Source organism: Helicobacter pylori (genome assembly GCF_003637665.1).
GTDB classification, from domain to species: Bacteria; Campylobacterota; Campylobacteria; order Campylobacterales; family Helicobacteraceae; genus Helicobacter; species Helicobacter pylori_CK.
Genome location: NZ_MVWR01000001.1, coordinates 38,407 through 57,665, shown reverse-complemented (window position 1 = coordinate 57,665; position 19,259 = coordinate 38,407). Strand labels below are relative to the sequence as shown.

Sequence of the window (19,259 nt, the reverse complement as noted above, 5' to 3'; positions counted from 1 at the left end):
TTTGTGGTTTTAGATTTGATTTTAGATTAAAATTTTTAAAAATTATATTTTAGTTTCTTCCACATTTTTTGCTAGCAATTTTAAAAGATCATTGGATTTCTTATTATAATTTTGCATTAAAAATTTAGTATCTATTAAAATTCCTTGTATATTTTCATATTGTTTTAAATTGCCTCTCCACTCTCCATTTGCAAAACCTATATTTTCAAGAATATTATTTAATTTTAGCGGATTGTTAAATCTGTTGAATGGCATTAAAAAGATATTGTGAATCTCTTTTTTTGTTTCTCGTTTTGCCGCATATTCACCATAAACAATCTGTTTTATGATGGATGCACTATTGGGTAAATCGCTTGCAACCCCACTTATGCCATATTTATAATATTTTGCATCCAATATGTAAATTTTATCGTCAAACAGCATGATGCTATCTGGTTGCAATAAATAATCAGGTTTTTGATCGGAGCACCGCAAATTCCATTTTGTTTTAGGAAAATAAACTTCTTTATTTTTTATACCAAATGCTCTGTCTATCATTCTTTCCCAAACAACATAAAAATGATATGTTCCAAATTTAAAATCAGTCTTATCCAAAATATTATCATCTTGTAAAAGAATATTTTTCATAGATTGAAAAAGGATTTTCTTGTCATCATTAAATGTGCTGTTTAGTCTGTTTTCAAGCCGATAAATGCAATAATTTTTATCAGCAGGTAGTTTGAATTTTAGCGGCATAAACGAGCTAAACACAAAGCCAAATTTAGAAAACGCTTCATGCACACAATATTTGTTTATCGCTGTTATCAATTCATTTTCATTGATCATTTTCCTTTTAACTTGAAAACGAGTATAGACAAAAGAGTTTTTATTGTTAAAAGTTTGAATAATAGGTCTATTGTTCTTGATCGTTTTGGAAAAATTTATTTTACCTTTTGCGCTATTTTCATAATAGCTTTTATTTTCTGTATAATAACCATGCGATAAAAAATATTCTATGACATTTTTATACGCTGTGAGTGGAAAATTTGATCTTATAATCTCATTTTTATTATTTAACAAATTTTCACATGCAATTGTTTTATTATATTCTAAAAGAATAGAAATAAGTTTTTTTATATCTGCTCTAATGTTTTTATCATCGCTTATATCAAATCCTAATGGGAAACAAATTTGTAAATCATTATTGATACTTCTAATGCCTACAAAATTGTCTTTCAATTCATTGTCTGTAAAACAGCACTCTTTTAAATTAAGCATAGAATAAAAGTTCTTTTATATCATCGCTAAAAACATCAAATTGGGTTCTGCCTTTTTCTTTGGTAAAATTCTTTACAACAGCTTCAAGCGTATTAAATTTTGTAGTATTAAATATGATATTTCTATCAAATTTAAAGACATCGTCCCAAAGGTATTTGATGACTTTATGTGCAAAATTTTCTTTGCTCTTTAGATCATCAATATTCACAAAATAAACGCCAAATCGCTTATCCTCCATAGAACTCAGCCCCTCGTTGTTTTGAGCTATTTTTTCATTGATGGTGGTGCAAAATTTTTGCCAAGTAATATCAGTATCTAAAATTTTCATATTTTTAAAATCATCATCAACATTTTCAAAGGAATTTTCAATGAGTTGCATAGAAAATCTACGCTGAAAAGCAGTATCTAGTGTGAATACATTTTGATCGCTCGTATTCATTGTAGCGATTATCCATAAATTTGATGGGATTCTTATACTTGCATTTTTATCGTTATGAACAATATTTGCAATATCCATATTATTGATAGCATACTCACTAGAGCCTTTTTTAAAGCCACCTTTGTCATGTTTAAGCCTATCGAGAAGTTGAAAAACTTCTCCAAATATGGCAGGCGCGTTACCACGATTTATCTCATCAATCACTAGAACATGCTTAGTTTGTGGGTTATGATACGCTTTTTTTAGGATGTTTGTAAAAGGTCCAGGATTAAATTTATAACTAACGATACCGCTATCATCCACACTTGGCATAATCTGTCCCACAAAATCACTATAAGAATAGTCAGGATGGAACACTATCTTTTCTACCACACTATTATCATTGCAATAATCTCTTTGTAAAGTATAACTTTTGCCGCTACCAGGAACACCATAAAGGATGATATTTTTTCCCCCATCTATTCTAACGCTTTCATCTATTTTACTATCATCTAAAGGACTCATTTCATTCTCGCTAAAAACCAATAAATGCTTGTTATTATTGATTAAGCCATTTAAAACATTGTATCTTGTATCAGTGGGTAAAATGATTTCTAATGTGTATTTTTTATAAGATATGTAAGTAAAAAGCAGAATATCATCAATTTTTAACTCATAATCCGATCGGTTTTCTTTTATTTTATCAGCTTCTGCACTAATGATTTTCTTAATCCCTCCACCAAGTCTAGGATCTGTTGCTAAGAGAATGCTAACTTTATCGTTATAGTTAGATAAGATACCACTCATATCTACTTCGTCTTGGTTATTAGCGTTATCAAAAAAATGCTCTAAAATATCTCTTGTAATACTGATTTGTTTGTTAATGCATTGATTATCAACTTTCCTTAAATAAACTTTCATTTTTCACCTTTTTAAACATCTCATTTTTTACAAACTCCCCCCACTGCTCTGCCATCGCCTTTGCAAACCCTGGAAATGTTTTACTCCTCCAAATTTGACGCTCTTTAGCTGATTTTGTTTTAGTCAGTCCATCGCTATACCATTTTGCTATTTTTTTACCGCTTTTAAACTCTATAAACTCGCCAGGATCAACGATGTTTGTATATTTTAAGGGTGGTAAGTTTTTAAGCCACAAACAAGTCTTTTTTGATGCGCTATCGCCAAAGTGGTAAGGTTGGACTATTTGATCGGGTTTTTTGTATCTTGTATTCATTATGCCAATGGGGTTTTCTATTGCAATATAAGGGATTTTTGCTTCCACTAAATCCATAAAGAATTTTGAAGCTTCTTCTCTGTCTTTTGTGCGGTTTGGGAATTTGGGATGGGGTCTTTTTTGTTCTATGGGCAAATCTTTATCTTTAGGGTGGTAATACCACTTCGCTCCACTAACAGCTAAAAAAGTGCAAGGCGGGTGTGCTATCATCATATCCCATTGCGAAACTTTTGCATGTTTGCCATTTTGCAAAACACCGCCTTTATTTCTAATCACTTCAAAAACATCGTAATTAAAATGCCACTCAGGATGCCCACCACTACACTCTAATAAATCACAACTATAAGCGTTGAAACCAAGCTTTCTAAATTCATTGCACACCCTTTGGCTTTCTTCACAAGCTACTAAAATATTTATACTAGTTTTTTTCATCTAAAACCTTTGCCACTGCTAGGGCTATATTTTTGGCAAAATTAACTGGCACTGCATTGCCTATCATTTTAAAACAAGCCGCTTGCGATCCAATAAATTCAAAATCATTAGGGAAAGTCTGCAAAATCGCTGCTTCTCTTATGGTGATTGAGCGGCTTTGATTGGCTTCTGGGTGTATAAACATAAAACCATCTTTTTGCAAATGCGCCACTAAGGTTGGCGATGGTTTATCCCATTCTAAATTTCTGTATTTGTTATGGTTTGAGACTTTTCCCGTAATCTTAGTGTAAAAGTCAAGCTTTTCTTTTGCAGAAGCGTTATTCATGTTGTTTTCAATCCAAAATTCCATCGCTTTTAAATCTCGTAAATTATTATATCGTGGAAAATTTTGTGTCAAATTATTTGTGCCAATAAGTTCGTGAGAAATGTTTTTATTATTGATTTTTAAGGGCGTTTTGAGTGGTCTAAACTTGGGTAAATGACCAATAGCATCTTTAACGCTAAGCGGTGGGTTTTTTGATTTGAGATTGTCTAGATTTTGATAAAATTTGAATAACCACTCTTTATTGTCTTTACGAACGCCAAATACAATCACTCGTTTTCTAGTTTGTGGGACTTCATAATCATCGCTAGAATAGATTGTCTCTTTCATTTCGTTTGGTTTTTTAATTTCATACCCTATTTTTGAAAAAGCTTCATAAATCCTGTCTTTTACAAATTGATTGCCCGGTTTTGCACTAAGCATGCCAGGAACATTTTCAAACACAAAGCATTGTGGTTGGTAATAATTAACTATCTTAACAAAACTTTCAAAAAGATAATTCCTATAATCATATTTCATAGAGTGTTTATCTTGCGCTCTACCCACAAGAGAATAAGCTTGACAAGGAGGACTGCCAAAGATAACATCTATTTTTTTACCACTAATTACGCCATTTAACCCAAATTGGCTAACGCTTTCATCATTATCAGATCCATAAATTTTAAGAGTTTCACCACTCCAAGAGCCATTTATCAATTCATCCGTTTTTTGAATATCAAATTTGATAACTCTTTTTTTTGTTTCTTTTTCACTAATCTTGAAGCGTTTGATTAAAGCATTTCTCAGTGTAGTAACCATAGGTTTTTCCCACTCAATGTGGGCTAAAATATTAAATCTATTTGTATTCGCAAAACCCAATGATAAACCACCAGCCCCACTAAATAAATCTATACAATTATATTTGTTCATTCAAACTCTCAACGCCATCATGGTATTGTAAAATCTGTTTGATATTTTATTTCTTGTTTCATTTTATCCGCCAACTATCTTCTGCTTTAGTATGATTGTAACAAAATAAATTAGGTCAAAATAATTTAAGTGGATTTTTGTATCTACTTCAATAAAACTTGGTGCAAGTTCTCCTTATGCCTAAACCCACACTCTTTTAAATGGGGTAAAATTCTCTCTCTTTTATCCCTATAACCCCCAAAGAATGCTTTTTTAAGAGATCACCCGCTTGATTGAAATCAATCTCTTCTTAGATTGCAAAAAATACTAAAGCATTTTTTATATTTTATAATAATCAATTCCAAACGAGAACAGAGAAAAGAAATTCTAAATAATTTTTAACCACAGATTCCACATGCACCTTAAACAAAGCCCAAATAAGGGGCTGATAACACCCTTATGATAAAAAAGCTGTGTCTAAAAACGCTAACTCAATAAAAAGATAGCCTCATTTCACCTTTTCAAGATACTCTTCTGTTTCCGTATTGACTTTAATCACCTCACCTTCTAAAACATGGAAAGGCACTTGCACGACCGCACCGGTTTCTAAAGTCGCTGGTTTTTTGCTCGCGCTTGAAGTGTCGCCTTTAAAATTAGGGGCTGTTTCTACAATCTTTAGAGCCACAACTTGCGGCACATCCACTGAAATCGCCTTGTCATTATGCAATAAAACCTGCACTTGCATGCCGTCTAGCATCCATTTAGAAGCCTCACCCACTTGAGAGTCGTTCAAAGCGATTTGCTCATAGCTCTCTATGTCCATGAATTGGTATGTATCGCCATCATGATAAAGGTATTGCATCGTTTTTTCAACCAGATTAGGCTCTTCGCACTTATCCCCCGCATGGAAAGTCTTCTCAATCACCTTACCATCTAAAAACGACTTGATTTTCGCACGCACAAAAGCCGCACCCTTGCCAGGCTTGACATGCTGGTATTCTACGATCCTATAAGGCACACCACCCAATTCAATTTTCAAGCCCTTTTTGAGCTCGCTCATCCCAATTGCCATGTTACACTCTTTCCTTGTTGATTAAATTTTATTAGCGCTGCCTAAAAGTTTCATGCGCTCTTTGACCACATTTTTAAGCGCTAATTGGGCCGGAGAAAAAAACTTCCTCAAATCAAATTGGCTCTTATCTTCATTGGCCACCTTGCGCACTTCTGCGATGAAAGCGATCCTTAAATCCGTGTCGGTATTGACCTTATTGATCCCCCCTTTTACGGATTCTTGTAAAAATTCAAAAGGTACGCCCTTAGAGCCTTTCAAATCGCCTCCAGCGTCCAAATAAGACTTTCTCACATTATCCGGTATCGCACTTGCTCCATGCAAAACCAAAGGGATATTCGTGAGCCTTTTGACTTCTTGCAAGCGTTCAAAATCCAATTTTGGCTCGCCCTTAAACTTAAACGCTCCATGGCTTGTCCCAATGGCTGGGGCTAAATAATCCACCTGAGATTCCTTGACAAACTGCTCCGCTTCTTTAGGATTCACTAGCACAGCGTCTTTTTCATCTACTGAAATGTTGTCTTCAATCCCCATCAAACGCCCCAACTCCGCTTCCACGCTCACTCCAGCGTTATGCGCCATTTTGACCACTTTAGTAGTCAATTCCAAATTTTCTTCAAAAGCATGATGAGATGCATCAATCATCACGGAAGTGAAACCCGCTTTCACGGCTTTTTCACAACTTTCAAAAGTCGTGCCATGATCTAGGTGTAAAGCTACAGGAATGTGAGGGTAGCGTTCGCACATGATTTTCACCATGCCTACTGCCATATCAATCCCCATGTATTTGATCGCCCCTTCACTCGCTTGAATGAAAAGCGGGGAATTTTCCTCATTACCTGCTTCAAAAATAGCGTTTAGCATTTCAAAATTCACAAAATTAAACGCCCCTACCCCATAACCTTCTTTATGGGCTTTCAATAAAATTTCATTACCTTTAACTAACATGACAACACCTCATCACTTATCGTTGATAACAATTTTAGCGTGTTTCCTCAATTCCTCAATTCTTTGATTCATGCGTTCTTGGAAAAGCTTTTCTTGCAACATCCCCTTAATGGTGGGTTTAGCTTGCTCATAAGTGTAAGTTACAGGGCTATCTTTAGAAATCAAATAGATAATATGATAACCAAACTCCGTTTTAACAGGGGTTTTAGTGTAAGTCCCAGGAGTTAAAGCGAAAGCGGCTTTAGAAAAATCCGGAGCCATTTGGTTCTTTTGGAATTTCCCTAAATCACCGCCATTTTGCGCGTTTTTGCTGTTAGGATCGATGGTATCACGATTGGCTAACTCAATGAATTTGGCTTCTTTTTTAGTCTTTGGCTGTTTGTCAATTTCAGAAATGATCCTTTTAGCCTCATCTTCGGTTTTCACTAAAATGTGTCTGGCATGCGCTTCTTGTTTGACAAAAAGTTGATCTTTATTAGCGTTATAAAAATCTTGCATTTCTTTTTCGGGAATTTGGATTTTTTTCACTTCTTCAGCCTGTTTTTTAGCCCAAAATTCCACTAAAGCCTGTCTTTTAACCGCTTCCATCATCGCTTTAAATTCTGGAGTTTGATCCAATTTTTCTGCCTTAGCTTCATTTTCTACAAGCGCGGTGCGAATCGCTTGCTCAATCAAGGCTTCTTTTTCTTTTTCTTTAAGCTTGTCAAAATCAAAATTGGGGTTTCGTTGCTTGATCATATCAAAATCGCTTTTGGTGATGGGCCTGCCATCCACTGTCGCTAACACGCCTGCTGAAGCGTCAGTCGTTTTCTTGGCGTTATGGGTAGCGTTCGCATTATGAGCTGGCTTAGCCATCAAAAACGATGCACTCAACGCACCCACTAACGCTAAATTCAAGATATTTTTTTTCATTGTGTTCTCCACTCTAAACTAATTTTCATAATTAAATTTACATTATAGCAAATTTAAAACAAAATCAGCTATCATGATTTAGAAAACTCACATTAAGGGGTAAGAAATGCTTAAAGTTATTCATTCCGTTCAAAGTGGGTAAAAGTGTTCGCCTCAGATGTTGTAATAATATTTATTGTCCTTATTGGTGTTAGTTATATTTTTTTTTGGAAAGAAAAAGGATATTAAAGAAGATTCAAAATTTCATAAAACAATAATGAATATTGTATTTACCATTGCTGTTGTAATCGTTTTGTGTCCTTGGATACTGATGGTGTTGTTTTACCCCATAATGTATTTATTACTGCATGTTATTCCATATTAAATAACTTCTATACTCCTTTAGTCAATCTCATATTGATAAGCCTACTATATAAGATTAAGGGACTTTGCGCTTAAATACCCCTTAAAAAGTGAGTTTAAAAAAGGCTTATGGTTTTGTTTCTATCCATTTTTAAAAAAAGCTTTAATGATTTTTTAAGCGCTAGAATGATTTTAATCAATCTTGGCCCTATCCTTTTAAGTTTGGCGTTTTTTGGAGCTGTTTTTTACTACAATGGCGGGAGTATTGTGGGTTATTGCCAAACTTTATTACCGCAATCTTTGAATGGCTATTCCCATTCTCAAGGCTTTTTTGCTGGTGTGTTTGTTTGGGTTTTTAAAGCGTTAGTGTATTTTCTTATTTTTTGGATTGTGATTCTTTTGAGTTTAGTCATCAATATTTTTGCGTCTATTTTTTACACCCCTTTAGTGGTCTCTTATTTGCACCAAAAATATTATTCTCATGTCGTTTTGGAAGAATTTGGCTCTATCCTTTTTTCTATTAAATATTTTTTAAAATCGCTCGCTTTTATGCTTTTATTCTTAGCGGTTTTAACGCCCTTTTATTTCATTCCCTTTATAGGGGTCTTTGGGGTCTTTTTTTCTATAATCGCGCATTTTCTTTTTTTCAAAAACACCATGAGTTTGGATATAGCCAGCATGATTTTTAATTATCAAAGCTATCAAAACCTACTCAAACAGCACCGATTGAAGCATTATCGTTTTTCGTTTTTTTGCTATCTTTTTTCCTTGATCCCTTTTTTTAATTTTTTTGCCACCTTATTGCAAACCCTAATGCTAACACACTACTTTTTTATCCTTAAAGAAAAAGAATGTTAGATTTTCTCCAAGAGCTTAGCACCCCCCATGTTAGGGATTTTTTCTTGTTGTTTTTAAGGGTTAGCGGTGTGCTGTCTTTTTTCCCTTTTTTTGAAAACCATTTAGTGCCTTTGTCGGTGCGTGGGGCTTTGAGTTTGTATGTGAGCGCGATTTTTTACCCCAATCTAGAATTTTTAAACGCTGCTTACACGCCAGAGGGTTTTATCATCGCTTGCTTATGCGAGCTGTTTTTAGGGGTGTGCGCATCTATCTTTTTACAAATTGTCTTTGCAAGCTTAGTGTTTGCAACCGATAGCATCAGCTTTTCTATGGGGCTTACGATGGCGAGCGCGTATGATCCCATTTCAGGATCGCAAAAACCCATTGTGGGGCAAGCCCTTTTATTGTTAGCGATTTTAATTTTATTGGATTTATCGTTCCACCATCAAATCATTTTGTTTGTGGATCACAGCTTAAGAGCCGTCCCTTTAGGGCAATTTGTCTTTGAGCCAGCGTTGGCTAAAAACATTGTCAAAGCCTTTTCGCACTTGTTTGTCATAGGGTTTTCTATGGCGTTCCCTATTTTATGCTTGGTGTTATTGAGCGATATTATTTTTGGCATGATCATGAAAACCCACCCTCAATTCAACCTGCTCGCTATCGGGTTTCCGGTTAAAATTGCGATCGGGTTTGTGGGCATTATTTTAATCGCTTCGGCTATCATGGGGCGTTTTAAAGAAGAAATCAGCCTGGCCTTTAGCGTTATTAGCAAAATCTTTTAAAGGATAAACATGATTAGTTTTAAAGAAGCTCTAAAAATCCATTCTAACATTCCCCTAAAACCCTTAGAAACAGAGGTTATTTCTTTGTTTGAAAGTATAGGGCGCATTTTAGCAGAGGATATTATTTGCGTTCACGCTTTGCCTAAATTCAATCAAAGCGCTATGGATGGCTATGGGTTTAAAATGCAAGATTTAGGCAAAAAAACTCAAATCATTCAGCACATCTTTGCCGGAGATGATGCGAGCGCTTTAGAAATTAAAGAAAATGAATGCGTTAAAATCATGACTGGAGCGATGGTGTCAAAAGGGGTAGAAACGATTGTCCCTATAGAATGCATGCTAGAAAGCCATAAAAATTTCGCCCTAGCCCCTAAAGATTTTAAAATTCACGCCAATATCCGTCAAAAGGGCGAAAACGCTTCTTTAAACAGCGTCCTAGTCCCTAAAAACACCCGTTTGAATTATGGGCATATCGCGCTCATTGCCTCTCAAGGGCTAAAAGAAATCAAAGCGTTTAGGAAATTAAAAATCGCTCTCTTTAGCAGCGGCGATGAATTAGTGCCTTTAGGGCAAAACGCCCTAGAATGCCAAGTTTATGATGTGAATTCAGTGGGTGTTTTTAACATGCTTAAAAACTATAACACGCATTTTCTAGGGGTTTTAAAAGACGATAAAGATTTACAGCTCAAAATACTTGAATTGCAAGACTATGACATTATCCTTTCAAGCGCGGGAGTGAGCGTGGGGGATAAAGATTTTTTTAAAGAGGTTTTGAAAGAAAAAAACGCCCTTTTTTATTATGAAAAAGTCAACCTCAAACCTGGAAAACCGGTAACTTTAGCCCGACTCAATCAAAGTATTATTATAGGCTTGCCGGGTAATCCTTTAAGTTGCTTAGTCGTTTTACGGGTTTTGATTCTACCCTTATTGGAGCGCTTATCTTTAAATAAAGATTTTAAGCTAAAACCCTTTAAGGCTCAAATCAATGCCCCCTTAAAGCTTAAAGACAAACGCACGCATTTAATCTTAGGCAACTATTCAAACCACCAATTCATTCCTTATAATAACAACCGCTATGAATCAGGAGCGATTCAAGCCCTTGCGCGAGTGGATTCTATCGCTTTAATTGATGAAGGAGTGGGATTGGTTCAGGGCGAAATTGAAATTTTAAGATTTGAAAATTAAAATGGCCTCTAACAATGCTATAATGACAAGTTCAAAACCCCACTCATAAAGGTTCTGTTTGTGGATAACTACACCTATAGCGAATTGTTAAAAAGCTTGCAAAACAAATGCGATAATATCGCTTTAATCATCAAGCCTGAAAAGATCAAACAAGAATTAGAACGCATTGAAAAAGAGCAAGAAGATCCTAATTTTTGGCAAGATGTCTTAAAGGCTAGAGACACCAATAAAGAAAAAGTGCGCCTAAACCGCTTACTAGAAACCTATCAAAAAACGAAAAATTCTCTAGATGAAAGCGTAGAATTGTTTGAACTCGCTCAAAACGATAACGATGAGACTACTTTATCCTTGCTCTATGAAGAGGCTCCTACTTTAGAACACAGCGTCCAAAAAGTAGAAATTGAAATCATGTTAAGCGGTGAAAACGACGCCTCAAACGCTATTATCACCATTCAGCCTGGAGCGGGGGGGACTGAAAGCCAGGATTGGGCGAGTATTTTGTATCGCATGTATTTGAGGTGGGCAGAAAGAAGAGGCTTTAAAAGCGAGATTTTAGATTATCAAGATGGCGAAGAAGCGGGCATTAAAGGGGTCGCTTTTATCATTAAGGGCGAAAACGCTTATGGCTATTTGAAAAATGAAAATGGGGTGCATAGGCTTGTAAGGATTTCGCCCTTTGATGCGAACGCCAAACGGCACACGAGTTTTGCGAGCGTGCAAATTAGCCCTGAATTAGACGATGATATTGATATAGAAATTGATGAAAAAGATGTCCGTTATGATTATTACAGAGCCAGTGGGGCAGGCGGTCAGCATGTCAATAAAACAGAAAGCGCGGTCAGGATCACGCATTTCCCTACCGGCATTGTGGTGCAATGCCAAAACGACAGGAGCCAGCATAAAAACAAAGCGAGCGCGTTAAAAATGCTTAAATCCAAGCTTTATGAATTGGAATTAGAAAAGCAGCAAAGCAACACCAAAAATGAAGAAAAAAGCGAGATTGGTTGGGGGCATCAAATAAGAAGCTATGTCCTAGCCCCCTACCAGCAAGTCAAAGACGCGCGCTCCAATATTGCTTATAGCAATGTGGAAGCGATACTAGATGGCGATATTGATGCGATTTTAGAGGGCGTTTTGATTGCTAAAGCTTAAGTGCGCTAAAATGACAGCTAGGAATTATGGTTAAAAACGCTTTTTAAAACCAATTGGCAAGGAACAACAATGACACAAGAAGAATTAGACGCTTTGATGAATGGTGGCGATTTAGAAAATTTAGAAGCCCTAGAGGCTAAAGAGCCAACTAAAGAGAAAGAAGAGGTTAAAGAATCCAAAGAAAGCTCTAGCCAAAAAATGATCGTCAAAAAAGAAGACGCTGAAAAATACGGCAAGATTAGCCCCAATGAATGGCCTCCCCCTCCCCCCACTGAAGAGCATAAAGTCGTGCATCAATTAGATGATGTTACAAGAGATTCTGAAGTGAAAGCCACGCAAATTTTTGATCAATTGGATTTGATCGGATCTAGTGCTGAAAAGATCGCTAAAATGGTTAAAAAGATCCAAGAACCTTTGCAAAAACACCAAGAAATTTTTGACAATTTGCATGCGCATTTCCCCCATGTTGAATCTTTTAAAACCGCGCTCAACGAGCAACAAGAAATCTTAAACGCCCTTAAAAGCATTGAAGAAGAGGCCACTAATTGCTCTGATAGCTCCATGCAAGCGATGGATATTATGCAGTTTCAAGATATCCATCGCCAAAAAATTGAACGCGTGGTCAATGTCATGCGAGCGCTCAGCCAATACATGAATTCGCTTTTTGAAGGCAAAATTGATGATTCTAAGCGCGTGAGTTCAGCGATTTTTATCACCGGCGATGACGATAAAGATTTAGCCAGTGCTGATGATATTGAAGCCTTGATCGCTTCTTTTGGAGCCAAGTAGTTTTGAACCAAGTTGAATTACTCTCTCCAGCCGGTAATTTAAAAAAACTTAAAATCGCTCTCAACTATGGGGCTGATGCGGTTTATGGGGGGGTGAGCCATTTTTCTTTACGCAATCGCGCCAGTAAAGAATTCACTTTAGAGACCTTTAAAGAAGGGATTGACTACGCCCATGCGCTGGATAGAAAGGTCTATGCCACGATCAATGGTTTCCCTTTCAATTCACAGCTCAAACTTTTAGAAGAGCATATTTATAAAATGGCAGAATTAGAGCCAGACGCTTTCATTATCGCTGCGCCTGGTGTGGTGAAACTCGCTTTAAAAATCGCCCCACATGTTCCTGTCCATTTATCCACGCAAGCGAATGTCTTAAATTTGCTCGATGCGCAAGTGTTTTATGATTTAGGGGTTAAACGCATTGTGTGCGCTAGGGAATTGAGCCTGAATGATGCGATTGAGATTAAAAAAGCCTTGCCCGATTTAGAATTAGAAATCTTTGTGCATGGGAGCATGTGCTTTGCCTTTTCAGGGCGTTGCTTGATTTCGGCTTTACAAAAGGGGCGCGTGCCTAATAGAGGGAGTTGCGCGAATGATTGCCGGTTTGATTATGAATATTACGTGAAAAACCCTGATAACGGCGTGATGATGAGGTTGGTTGAAGAAGAAGGCGTAGGCACTCATATTTTTAACGCTAAAGATTTGAACCTCTCTAATCATATCGCTGAAATTTTAAGCTCCAACGCCATTAGCGCGCTTAAGATTGAAGGGCGCACCAAGTCCAGTTACTACGCCGCGCAAACCACGCGCATCTATCGTTTAGCGGTTGATGATTTTTACCATAACACCTTAAAGCCGAGTTTTTATGCTAGCGAATTGAACACGCTTAAAAACAGGGGTTTTACGGACGGCTATTTGATGCGAAGGCCTTTTGAAAGGCTAGACACTCAAAACCACCAAACAGCCATTAGCGAAGGGGATTTTCAAGTCAATGGCGAAATCACAGAAGACGGGCGTTTTTTTGCATGCAAATTCACCACCACCACTAACATAGCTTATGAAATCATCGCTCCCAAAAATGCGGCTATCACGCCCATAGTCAATGAAATTGGCAAAATTTATACCTTTGAAAAACGCTCTTATTTAGTGCTGTATAAAATCCTTTTAGAAAATAACACCGAGTTAGAAACTATCCATAGCGGGAATGTGAATTTAGTGCGATTGCCTGCACCTTTACCGGCTTTTAGTTTTTTGCGCACCCAAGCTAGAGTCTAAAAATGGCGTTTAGAGATTAGGGATTAAAAACGATTAAGAGAAACGCATGCCCTTAGAAACTATCACGCTCGCTCGTATTTATGAAGAACAAGGGTTTTTTGAAGAAGCGTTGCAAATTTATACTCATATTTTAAACAAAACCCCTGACCATGCAGAGGCGTTAAAACAAATGAAGCGTTTGGAAAAAATCCAAAAAAATGGTGCTCCTTTCAAACACGACGCAATACTAGAGCGGCACTATTTGAATTTTATCAAAGGGGATTGTTTGAGCGTTGAGAATTTAGAAAAATGGCTGGTAGAATGGAATTGAAAAACATTATTTCAGAAACTCTTAATGAAATTGAAAAAATGGCTAAAACTATTGATGATGGTTTTAATACGGCGCAAAAAACGCCCTCTTTTTTCAAAACACCCCCCTATTTGCAAAACACCAAAAACGCTGAAACACCCCCAATGAGTAACACGGAGCCAAAAAACGCTGCTAAAATAGAAACGCAAGAGAAAATCACAGAAGAAAATACAGAAGAAAAAAAAGAAGAAGCACAAGAAATCATTACAGAAGAAATCGCGCAAGAAACCCCCACGCAAGTGTTAATTTCAAACGAGAGGGTTTTTTTAAAAAACTTACTAGAAAGGACCTTAGTGTTATTGAAAGGCATGCAGGCTTTAGAAGAAAAAGACGCGCTGAAGCGGTTGGATTTAGTGGTGCGTTTCTTGCAATACCAATTGAGCGTGCTTGAAAAACGATTAGAATCTTTGGAGCGAGAAAACACAGAGTGAAAAATGAGCAAAGGAATCTTTTAAAAACATTAAAAAATAAGACTTTAATTTTCAGTATTCCATGAAAACAAAGCCTTAAATCCCGTTAATAACTATGATAATGTTTTGAATTTTTATTTTTAAGGCATCTTTAAGGTATCTTTAGTAATAAAATGCTAGAATTAGTCCCTTAAAACATTAACAGAGTTAATCCTCTTTAAAGTTATAAAAATTATTGAAGGAGTTAGTTGAAATATGATAGAAGTTTTAATGATAGAAGATGATATAGAATTAGCCGAGTTTTTGAGCGAGTTTTTGCTCCAGCATGGCATTCATGTAACCAATTACGATGAGCCATACACCGGCATTAGTGCGGCTAACACACAAAATTATGATTTGTTGTTGTTGGATTTGACTTTGCCCAATTTAGACGGGCTTGAAGTGTGCAGACGCGTTTCCAAACAAAAACATATCCCTATTATTATTTCTTCAGCAAGAAGCGATGTGGAAGATAAGATTAAAGCGCTAGATTATGGGGCTGATGATTACCTCCCTAAACCTTATGATCCTAAGGAATTATTAGCTCGTATCCAATCCTTGCTCAGGCGTTCTCATAAAAAAGAAGAAGTGAGTGAGCCAAGCGATGTGAATATCTTTAGAGTGGATAAGGATAGCCGAGAAGTGTATATGCATGAAAAAAAGCTAGACTTAACCAGGGCTGAATACGAAATCCTTTCGCTCCTCATTAGCAAAAAAGGTTATGTGTTTAGCCGTGAAAGCATTGCAATTGAGAGCGAGAGCATCAACCCTGAAAGCTCTAATAAAAGCATTGATGTGATTATTGGCCGTTTGCGATCTAAAATTGAAAAAAACCCTAAGCAACCACAATATATCATCTCTGTTAGAGGGATTGGCTATAAATTAGAATACTGATTCTAATGAGGAGTTAAGGGGTTTTGCGTTTCTCTATCTTTTTTAAAGTTGTCGCTTTGTTTATGATAACGCTCTTTAGTTTTGGAGCGTTCGCTTACTATTTCGTGTCTTCTCAAATCAGTCATGAAAACTATCAAAACGAAATGCGCCATTACCAGTTTGTTACCACTATCAATGAAATTTTAAACAATTACTCTGACTATACAGCTGTGGAAGATTACCTCTATAAAATTGGTTTTAGAGAAACCACGATAGAAAATTTAGAAAAGGTTTTGGCCAAAAGACGCCACCAGTTGCACCACAGAAATATTGGGTATGCGGAAGTGTTTAAATTCAGCGACATGGTTTTTATCCTTTTAAAAAAGAATGAGCATTTTGTGCTTTATAAAGATTTGCATTCGGTTTCTTACAGGAATTACTTCTTGGCTATCACAGTGGGTTTGTTGTTGATTTTATTCCTCTTTTTGTTTGTTTTTCAAAGTTTGTTGCCCTTAAGGGAGTTGCGCTCTCAAGTCAATCGCTTCGCTCAAGGGGATAAAAGCGTGAGTTGCAAGAGTAAACAAAAAGATGAAATAGGGGATTTGGCTAATGAATTTGACAATTGCATCCAAAAAATCAATGCAATGAATGAATCTCGGATCTTATTCTTGCGCTCTATCATGCATGAATTGCGCACCCCTATCACTAAAGGCAAAATACTAAGCTCTATGCTCAAAGAAGAATTGCCACAAAAACGCTTCATTTCTATTTTTGATCACTTGAACATGCTGATTGAACAATTTGCCCGCATTGAACAGCTCGCTTCCAAAAACTACGGGAGCAATAAAGAAAAATTTTTAATGAGCGATTTGATCGATAAGATTGAAAAAATGCTTTTGATTGATATGGATAAAGAAAGCCCTATCCATGTGTCCTCTTCGCATTACATTATTGAAGCGGATTTTGAGTTGTTTTCTATAGCGTTAAAAAACATGATAGACAATGCGATCAAATACAGCGATGACAAACAGGTGTTTTTGGATTTCGTAGGGAATAATTTAGTGGTGTCTAATAAAAGCAAACCTTTAAAAGAAGATTTTGAAAAGTATTTGCAACCTTATTTTAAATCTTCTAACCCCAGCCAAGCCCATGGTTTTGGGTTAGGCATGTATATCATTAAAAACGCTTTAGAGGCTATGGGATTGAATTTGAGCTATCATTATAGCAATGGAAGAATCTGTTTCACTATCCATGATTGCGTTTTTAATAGTTTTTACGATTTAGAAGAGGATAATGAAGAGCTACCCCCCCCCCCCGAAAATTTGAGAGAGATGAGCGGAATGAAGGGAACAGGAAAAGCCAATTGTGGGGTTAAAGAAAAACAAAAAGAGAGAACATGTTCAAACGATTGAGAAGATTACGAAGCAGCGAAAATTTAAGAGCGATGTTAAGAGAAACGCGTTTAAATATTAATGATTTCATCGCTCCCTTATTTGTCATAGAAAGCGATAGTTATATTAAAAACGAAATCAGCTCCATGCCTGGCGTGTATCAAATGAGTATCGAGCCTCTTTTAAAAGAGTGCGAAGAATTAGTGGAGCTTGGTATAAAAGCCGTTTTATTGTTTGGTATCCCTAAACATAAGGACGCCACAGGAAGCCATGCATTAAATAAAAATCACATTGTCGCAAAAGCCACCAAAGAGATTAAAAAACGATTTAAGGATTTGATCGTTATAGCGGATTTGTGTTTTTGTGAATACACTGACCATGGGCATTGCGGGATTTTAGAAAATGATTCTGTTTCCAACGATAAAACGCTAGAGATTTTAAACCTTCAAGGGCTTATTTTAGCCGAAAGCGGTGTGGATATTTTAGCCCCAAGCAACATGATGGATGGGAATGTTTTAAGCTTGAGAAACGCGCTGGATAAGGCCGGGTATTTTTACACGCCCATCATGAGTTATTCCACTAAATTTGCGAGCAGTTATTATGGGCCTTTTAGAGATGTGGCCAATTCTGCGCCGAGTTTTGGCGATCGCAAAAGCTATCAAATGGATTACGCTAACCAAAAAGAAGCGCTTTTAGAAAGTTTAGAAGATGAAAAACAGGGTGCGGATATTTTAATGGTGAAGCCGGCTTTAGCGTATTTGGATATTGTTAAAGAGATTAGAGATCACACTTTGCTCCCTTTAGCGATCTATAACGTGAGTGGGGAATACGCCATGCTCAAACTCGCACAAAAACACAACCTGATCAATTATGAAAGCGTGCTGTTAGAAACGATGACTTGTTTTAAAAGAGCGGGAGCGGATATGATTATTAGCTATCATGCTAAAGAAGTGGCTAACTTATTACAAAGGAATTGAATGGGACGAGCGTTTGAATACAGAAGAGCGGCTAAAGAAAAACGATGGGATAAGATGAGTAAGGTTTTCCCCAAACTCGCCAAAGCGATCACTCTGGCGGCAAAAGATGGCGGGGGCGATCCGGACACGAACGCCAAGCTACGAACAGCGATTTTAAACGCTAAAGCGCAAAACATGCCCAAAGACAACATTGATGCGGCGATTAAAAGAGCGAGCAGTAAAGAGGGGAATTTGAGTGAAATCACTTATGAGGGTAAGGCGAATTTTGGCGTGCTAATCATCATGGAATGCATGACTGATAACCCCACAAGAACCATTGCCAACCTTAAAAGCTATTTCAATAAAACGCAAGGGGCGAGCATCGTGCCTAATGGCTCTTTAGAGTTTATGTTCAACCGAAAAAGCGTGTTTGAATGCTTGAAAAATGAAGTGGAAAATTTAAAACTCAGCCTAGAAGATTTAGAGTTCGCCCTCATTGATTATGGCTTGGAAGAATTAGAAGAAGTGGAGGATAAAATTATTATTAGAGGGGATTATAACAGCTTCAAGCTCTTAAATGAGGGGTTTGAAAGCTTGAGATTACCCATTTTAAAAGCGGGTTTGCAACGCATCGCCACAACGCCCATTGAATTGAATGACGAACAAATGGAGCTTACCGAAAAATTACTGGATAGGATTGAAGACGATGATGATGTGGTCGCGCTTTATACGAATATTGAGTGAAATGCAAAAAGGATCAAAGGATTTTTTAAACCACCCAAGCATTCATCCCAATAAGGGAATGCGTTGGAGATCAAACTCTGTAAAATCCCTATGATTAGGGACACAGAGTGAGAACCAAACTTTCCCCCAACATCAGCCTAGGAAGCCCAATCGCTTTAGCGTTTGGGTGCTTCACCAATGAAACCAACAAAAAATTTTGTTGCTATAAGCTTGTAAAATCCTATAAAGAGTTATAAAACTCCTTTTTATTGGATTTTAACCTTAATTTTGATTGAATAAAGGTTTTTGTTTTGTTCAAATATGGATAGCTTTATTCAATATTCTTTTTTAAAAAACTTGTTTTTAAGCTTTTTTATAGTTAATTTTTGTTTTGTGGTGGAGTTATTTTTTAAAGCGGATAGGGGGATTTTGAAATAACACCCCCTTTAACCCCATTAAACCCCCTAAAGAAGCGCTTTAAAAAATTATCGCTTGTGTCTAGTGCAAGCTCTTTTATGTTTATTTTAAAAGGCCTTTGAGTATTTTATTATCAATATGAGAACAAATCCAAACCCTAGATTTGCAGATTTTTATTGCATTCTCAATTTTCATCAATAGAGAAGATTAATCCCTATTTGAATAACAAGAAAATAGAAAGATTTCTATAAGATGAGTTTTAA

The 19,259-nt window shown here is 36.6% G+C and carries 19 protein-coding genes and 2 pseudogenes; 13 read left to right on the top strand and 8 right to left on the bottom strand.

Going from position 1 to position 19,259, the window contains the following annotated elements; translation table 11 throughout:
* Positions 1-42: 42 nt before the first annotated feature.
* The 7 genes from EAL49_RS00310 to cbf2 all read right to left on the bottom strand — a co-directional run bounded on the left by EAL49_RS00310 (position 43) and on the right by cbf2 (position 7,480).
* Positions 43-1,257 (bottom strand): LlaJI family restriction endonuclease, encoded by a 1,215-nt coding sequence (locus tag EAL49_RS00310; protein ID WP_120828094.1) that lies wholly within the window; start codon positions 1,255-1,257, stop codon positions 43-45.
* On the bottom strand, positions 1,250-2,596 hold the full coding sequence (locus tag EAL49_RS00305; RefSeq protein ID WP_120828091.1) for an McrB family protein: 1,347 nt from the start codon (positions 2,594-2,596) through the stop codon (positions 1,250-1,252). Before EAL49_RS00305 ends, EAL49_RS00310 begins: the two co-directional genes overlap by 8 nt.
* Positions 2,571-3,341: a hypothetical protein gene (locus EAL49_RS00300; RefSeq protein WP_120828089.1), complete on the bottom strand. Its 771-nt coding sequence runs from the start codon at positions 3,339-3,341 to the stop codon at positions 2,571-2,573. The genes EAL49_RS00305 and EAL49_RS00300 overlap by 26 nt, the downstream gene beginning before the upstream one ends.
* Positions 3,328-4,572 (bottom strand): DNA cytosine methyltransferase, encoded by a 1,245-nt coding sequence (locus EAL49_RS00295; RefSeq protein WP_120828087.1) that lies wholly within the window; start codon positions 4,570-4,572, stop codon positions 3,328-3,330. The genes EAL49_RS00300 and EAL49_RS00295 overlap by 14 nt, the downstream gene beginning before the upstream one ends.
* Before the next feature lie 487 nt (positions 4,573-5,059).
* Positions 5,060-5,623 (bottom strand): elongation factor P, encoded by a 564-nt coding sequence (efp, locus tag EAL49_RS00290; protein WP_000974267.1) that lies wholly within the window; start codon positions 5,621-5,623, stop codon positions 5,060-5,062.
* Between the two features lie 21 nt (positions 5,624-5,644).
* Positions 5,645-6,568: a class II fructose-bisphosphate aldolase gene (locus EAL49_RS00285; RefSeq protein ID WP_120828085.1), complete on the bottom strand. Its 924-nt coding sequence runs from the start codon at positions 6,566-6,568 to the stop codon at positions 5,645-5,647.
* A gap of 12 nt (positions 6,569-6,580) precedes the next feature.
* On the bottom strand, positions 6,581-7,480 hold the full coding sequence (gene cbf2, locus EAL49_RS00280; RefSeq protein ID WP_120819353.1) for a peptidylprolyl isomerase CBF2: 900 nt from the start codon (positions 7,478-7,480) through the stop codon (positions 6,581-6,583).
* A gap of 144 nt (positions 7,481-7,624) precedes the next feature.
* Here cbf2 and EAL49_RS08385 point away from each other — a divergent pair.
* From EAL49_RS08385 to EAL49_RS00215, 13 genes and pseudogenes are all read left to right on the top strand, one after another.
* Positions 7,625-7,844, top strand: a pseudogene (locus EAL49_RS08385) (hypothetical protein).
* Positions 7,845-7,951: 107 nt separating this feature from the next.
* On the top strand, positions 7,952-8,680 hold the full coding sequence (locus tag EAL49_RS00270) for an EI24 domain-containing protein (protein WP_120828084.1): 729 nt from the start codon (positions 7,952-7,954) through the stop codon (positions 8,678-8,680).
* Positions 8,674-9,441 carry a flagellar biosynthetic protein FliR gene (fliR, locus tag EAL49_RS00265; protein WP_120828082.1) on the top strand — a complete coding sequence of 256 codons (768 nt, stop codon included), beginning with the start codon at positions 8,674-8,676 and terminating at the stop codon, positions 9,439-9,441. Before EAL49_RS00270 ends, fliR begins: the two co-directional genes overlap by 7 nt.
* A gap of 9 nt (positions 9,442-9,450) precedes the next feature.
* Positions 9,451-10,626: a molybdopterin molybdotransferase MoeA gene (locus EAL49_RS00260; RefSeq protein WP_120828080.1), complete on the top strand. Its 1,176-nt coding sequence runs from the start codon at positions 9,451-9,453 to the stop codon at positions 10,624-10,626.
* 60 nt (positions 10,627-10,686) lie between these two features.
* On the top strand, positions 10,687-11,778 hold the full coding sequence (prfB, locus tag EAL49_RS00255) for a peptide chain release factor 2 (RefSeq protein WP_078260297.1): 1,092 nt from the start codon (positions 10,687-10,689) through the stop codon (positions 11,776-11,778).
* 69 nt (positions 11,779-11,847) lie between these two features.
* Positions 11,848-12,567: a protein phosphatase CheZ gene (cheZ, locus tag EAL49_RS00250; protein WP_120828078.1), complete on the top strand. Its 720-nt coding sequence runs from the start codon at positions 11,848-11,850 to the stop codon at positions 12,565-12,567.
* A 2-nt stretch (positions 12,568-12,569) separates the two neighbouring features.
* Entirely contained in the window at positions 12,570-13,838 is a 1,269-nt protein-coding gene (locus tag EAL49_RS00245; protein WP_120828076.1) for a peptidase U32 family protein, read from the top strand.
* A gap of 46 nt (positions 13,839-13,884) precedes the next feature.
* The gene (locus EAL49_RS00240) at positions 13,885-14,148 is read left to right on the top strand and encodes a tetratricopeptide repeat protein (RefSeq protein WP_120828074.1); all 264 of its coding nucleotides are present in this window, start codon (positions 13,885-13,887) and stop codon (positions 14,146-14,148) included.
* Positions 14,139-14,618, top strand: coding sequence for a CiaD-like domain-containing protein (locus EAL49_RS00235; protein WP_162973055.1), 480 nt, complete (start codon positions 14,139-14,141; stop codon positions 14,616-14,618). The genes EAL49_RS00240 and EAL49_RS00235 overlap by 10 nt, the downstream gene beginning before the upstream one ends.
* A gap of 234 nt (positions 14,619-14,852) precedes the next feature.
* Positions 14,853-15,530, top strand: a complete 678-nt coding sequence (arsR, locus tag EAL49_RS00230; protein ID WP_000573727.1) for an acid response regulator transcription factor ArsR — start codon at positions 14,853-14,855, stop codon at positions 15,528-15,530.
* A 23-nt stretch (positions 15,531-15,553) separates the two neighbouring features.
* Positions 15,554-16,921 carry an acid-sensing histidine kinase ArsS gene (arsS, locus tag EAL49_RS00225; protein ID WP_120828070.1) on the top strand — a complete coding sequence of 456 codons (1,368 nt, stop codon included), beginning with the start codon at positions 15,554-15,556 and terminating at the stop codon, positions 16,919-16,921.
* Complete coding sequence (gene hemB / locus EAL49_RS00220) at positions 16,906-17,877, top strand: porphobilinogen synthase (protein ID WP_120828068.1); 972 nt, start codon at positions 16,906-16,908, stop codon at positions 17,875-17,877. The genes arsS and hemB overlap by 16 nt, the downstream gene beginning before the upstream one ends.
* Positions 17,878-18,600 carry a YebC/PmpR family DNA-binding transcriptional regulator gene (locus tag EAL49_RS00215; RefSeq protein WP_120828067.1) on the top strand — a complete coding sequence of 241 codons (723 nt, stop codon included), beginning with the start codon at positions 17,878-17,880 and terminating at the stop codon, positions 18,598-18,600. It abuts the gene before it with no gap.
* 388 nt (positions 18,601-18,988) lie between these two features.
* Here EAL49_RS00215 and EAL49_RS08535 read toward each other — a convergent pair.
* A pseudogene (locus tag EAL49_RS08535) lies at positions 18,989-19,191 on the bottom strand (hypothetical protein).
* Between the last annotated feature and the right edge of the window lie 68 nt (positions 19,192-19,259).

What these genes read in the sequence shown, in the direction of transcription:
- EAL49_RS00310 (WP_120828094.1), bottom strand. Translation starts at nt 1,257, where the DNA reads ATGCTTAATTTAAAAGAGTGCTGTTTTACAGACAATGAATTGAAAGAC.
- EAL49_RS00240 (WP_120828074.1), top strand. Translation starts at nt 13,885, where the DNA reads ATGCCCTTAGAAACTATCACGCTCGCTCGTATTTATGAAGAACAAGGG.
- EAL49_RS00300 (WP_120828089.1), bottom strand. Translation starts at nt 3,341, where the DNA reads ATGAAAAAAACTAGTATAAATATTTTAGTAGCTTGTGAAGAAAGCCAA.
- EAL49_RS00235 (WP_162973055.1), top strand. Translation starts at nt 14,139, where the DNA reads ATGGAATTGAAAAACATTATTTCAGAAACTCTTAATGAAATTGAAAAA.
- cheZ (WP_120828078.1), top strand. Translation starts at nt 11,848, where the DNA reads ATGACACAAGAAGAATTAGACGCTTTGATGAATGGTGGCGATTTAGAA.
- EAL49_RS00215 (WP_120828067.1), top strand. Translation starts at nt 17,878, where the DNA reads ATGGGACGAGCGTTTGAATACAGAAGAGCGGCTAAAGAAAAACGATGG.
- EAL49_RS00285 (WP_120828085.1), bottom strand. Translation starts at nt 6,568, where the DNA reads ATGTTAGTTAAAGGTAATGAAATTTTATTGAAAGCCCATAAAGAAGGT.
- arsR (WP_000573727.1), top strand. Translation starts at nt 14,853, where the DNA reads ATGATAGAAGTTTTAATGATAGAAGATGATATAGAATTAGCCGAGTTT.
- efp (WP_000974267.1), bottom strand. Translation starts at nt 5,623, where the DNA reads ATGGCAATTGGGATGAGCGAGCTCAAAAAGGGCTTGAAAATTGAATTG.
- EAL49_RS00260 (WP_120828080.1), top strand. Translation starts at nt 9,451, where the DNA reads ATGATTAGTTTTAAAGAAGCTCTAAAAATCCATTCTAACATTCCCCTA.
- EAL49_RS00295 (WP_120828087.1), bottom strand. Translation starts at nt 4,572, where the DNA reads ATGAACAAATATAATTGTATAGATTTATTTAGTGGGGCTGGTGGTTTA.
- fliR (WP_120828082.1), top strand. Translation starts at nt 8,674, where the DNA reads ATGTTAGATTTTCTCCAAGAGCTTAGCACCCCCCATGTTAGGGATTTT.
- hemB (WP_120828068.1), top strand. Translation starts at nt 16,906, where the DNA reads ATGTTCAAACGATTGAGAAGATTACGAAGCAGCGAAAATTTAAGAGCG.
- EAL49_RS00270 (WP_120828084.1), top strand. Translation starts at nt 7,952, where the DNA reads ATGGTTTTGTTTCTATCCATTTTTAAAAAAAGCTTTAATGATTTTTTA.
- cbf2 (WP_120819353.1), bottom strand. Translation starts at nt 7,480, where the DNA reads ATGAAAAAAAATATCTTGAATTTAGCGTTAGTGGGTGCGTTGAGTGCA.
- EAL49_RS00305 (WP_120828091.1), bottom strand. Translation starts at nt 2,596, where the DNA reads ATGAAAGTTTATTTAAGGAAAGTTGATAATCAATGCATTAACAAACAA.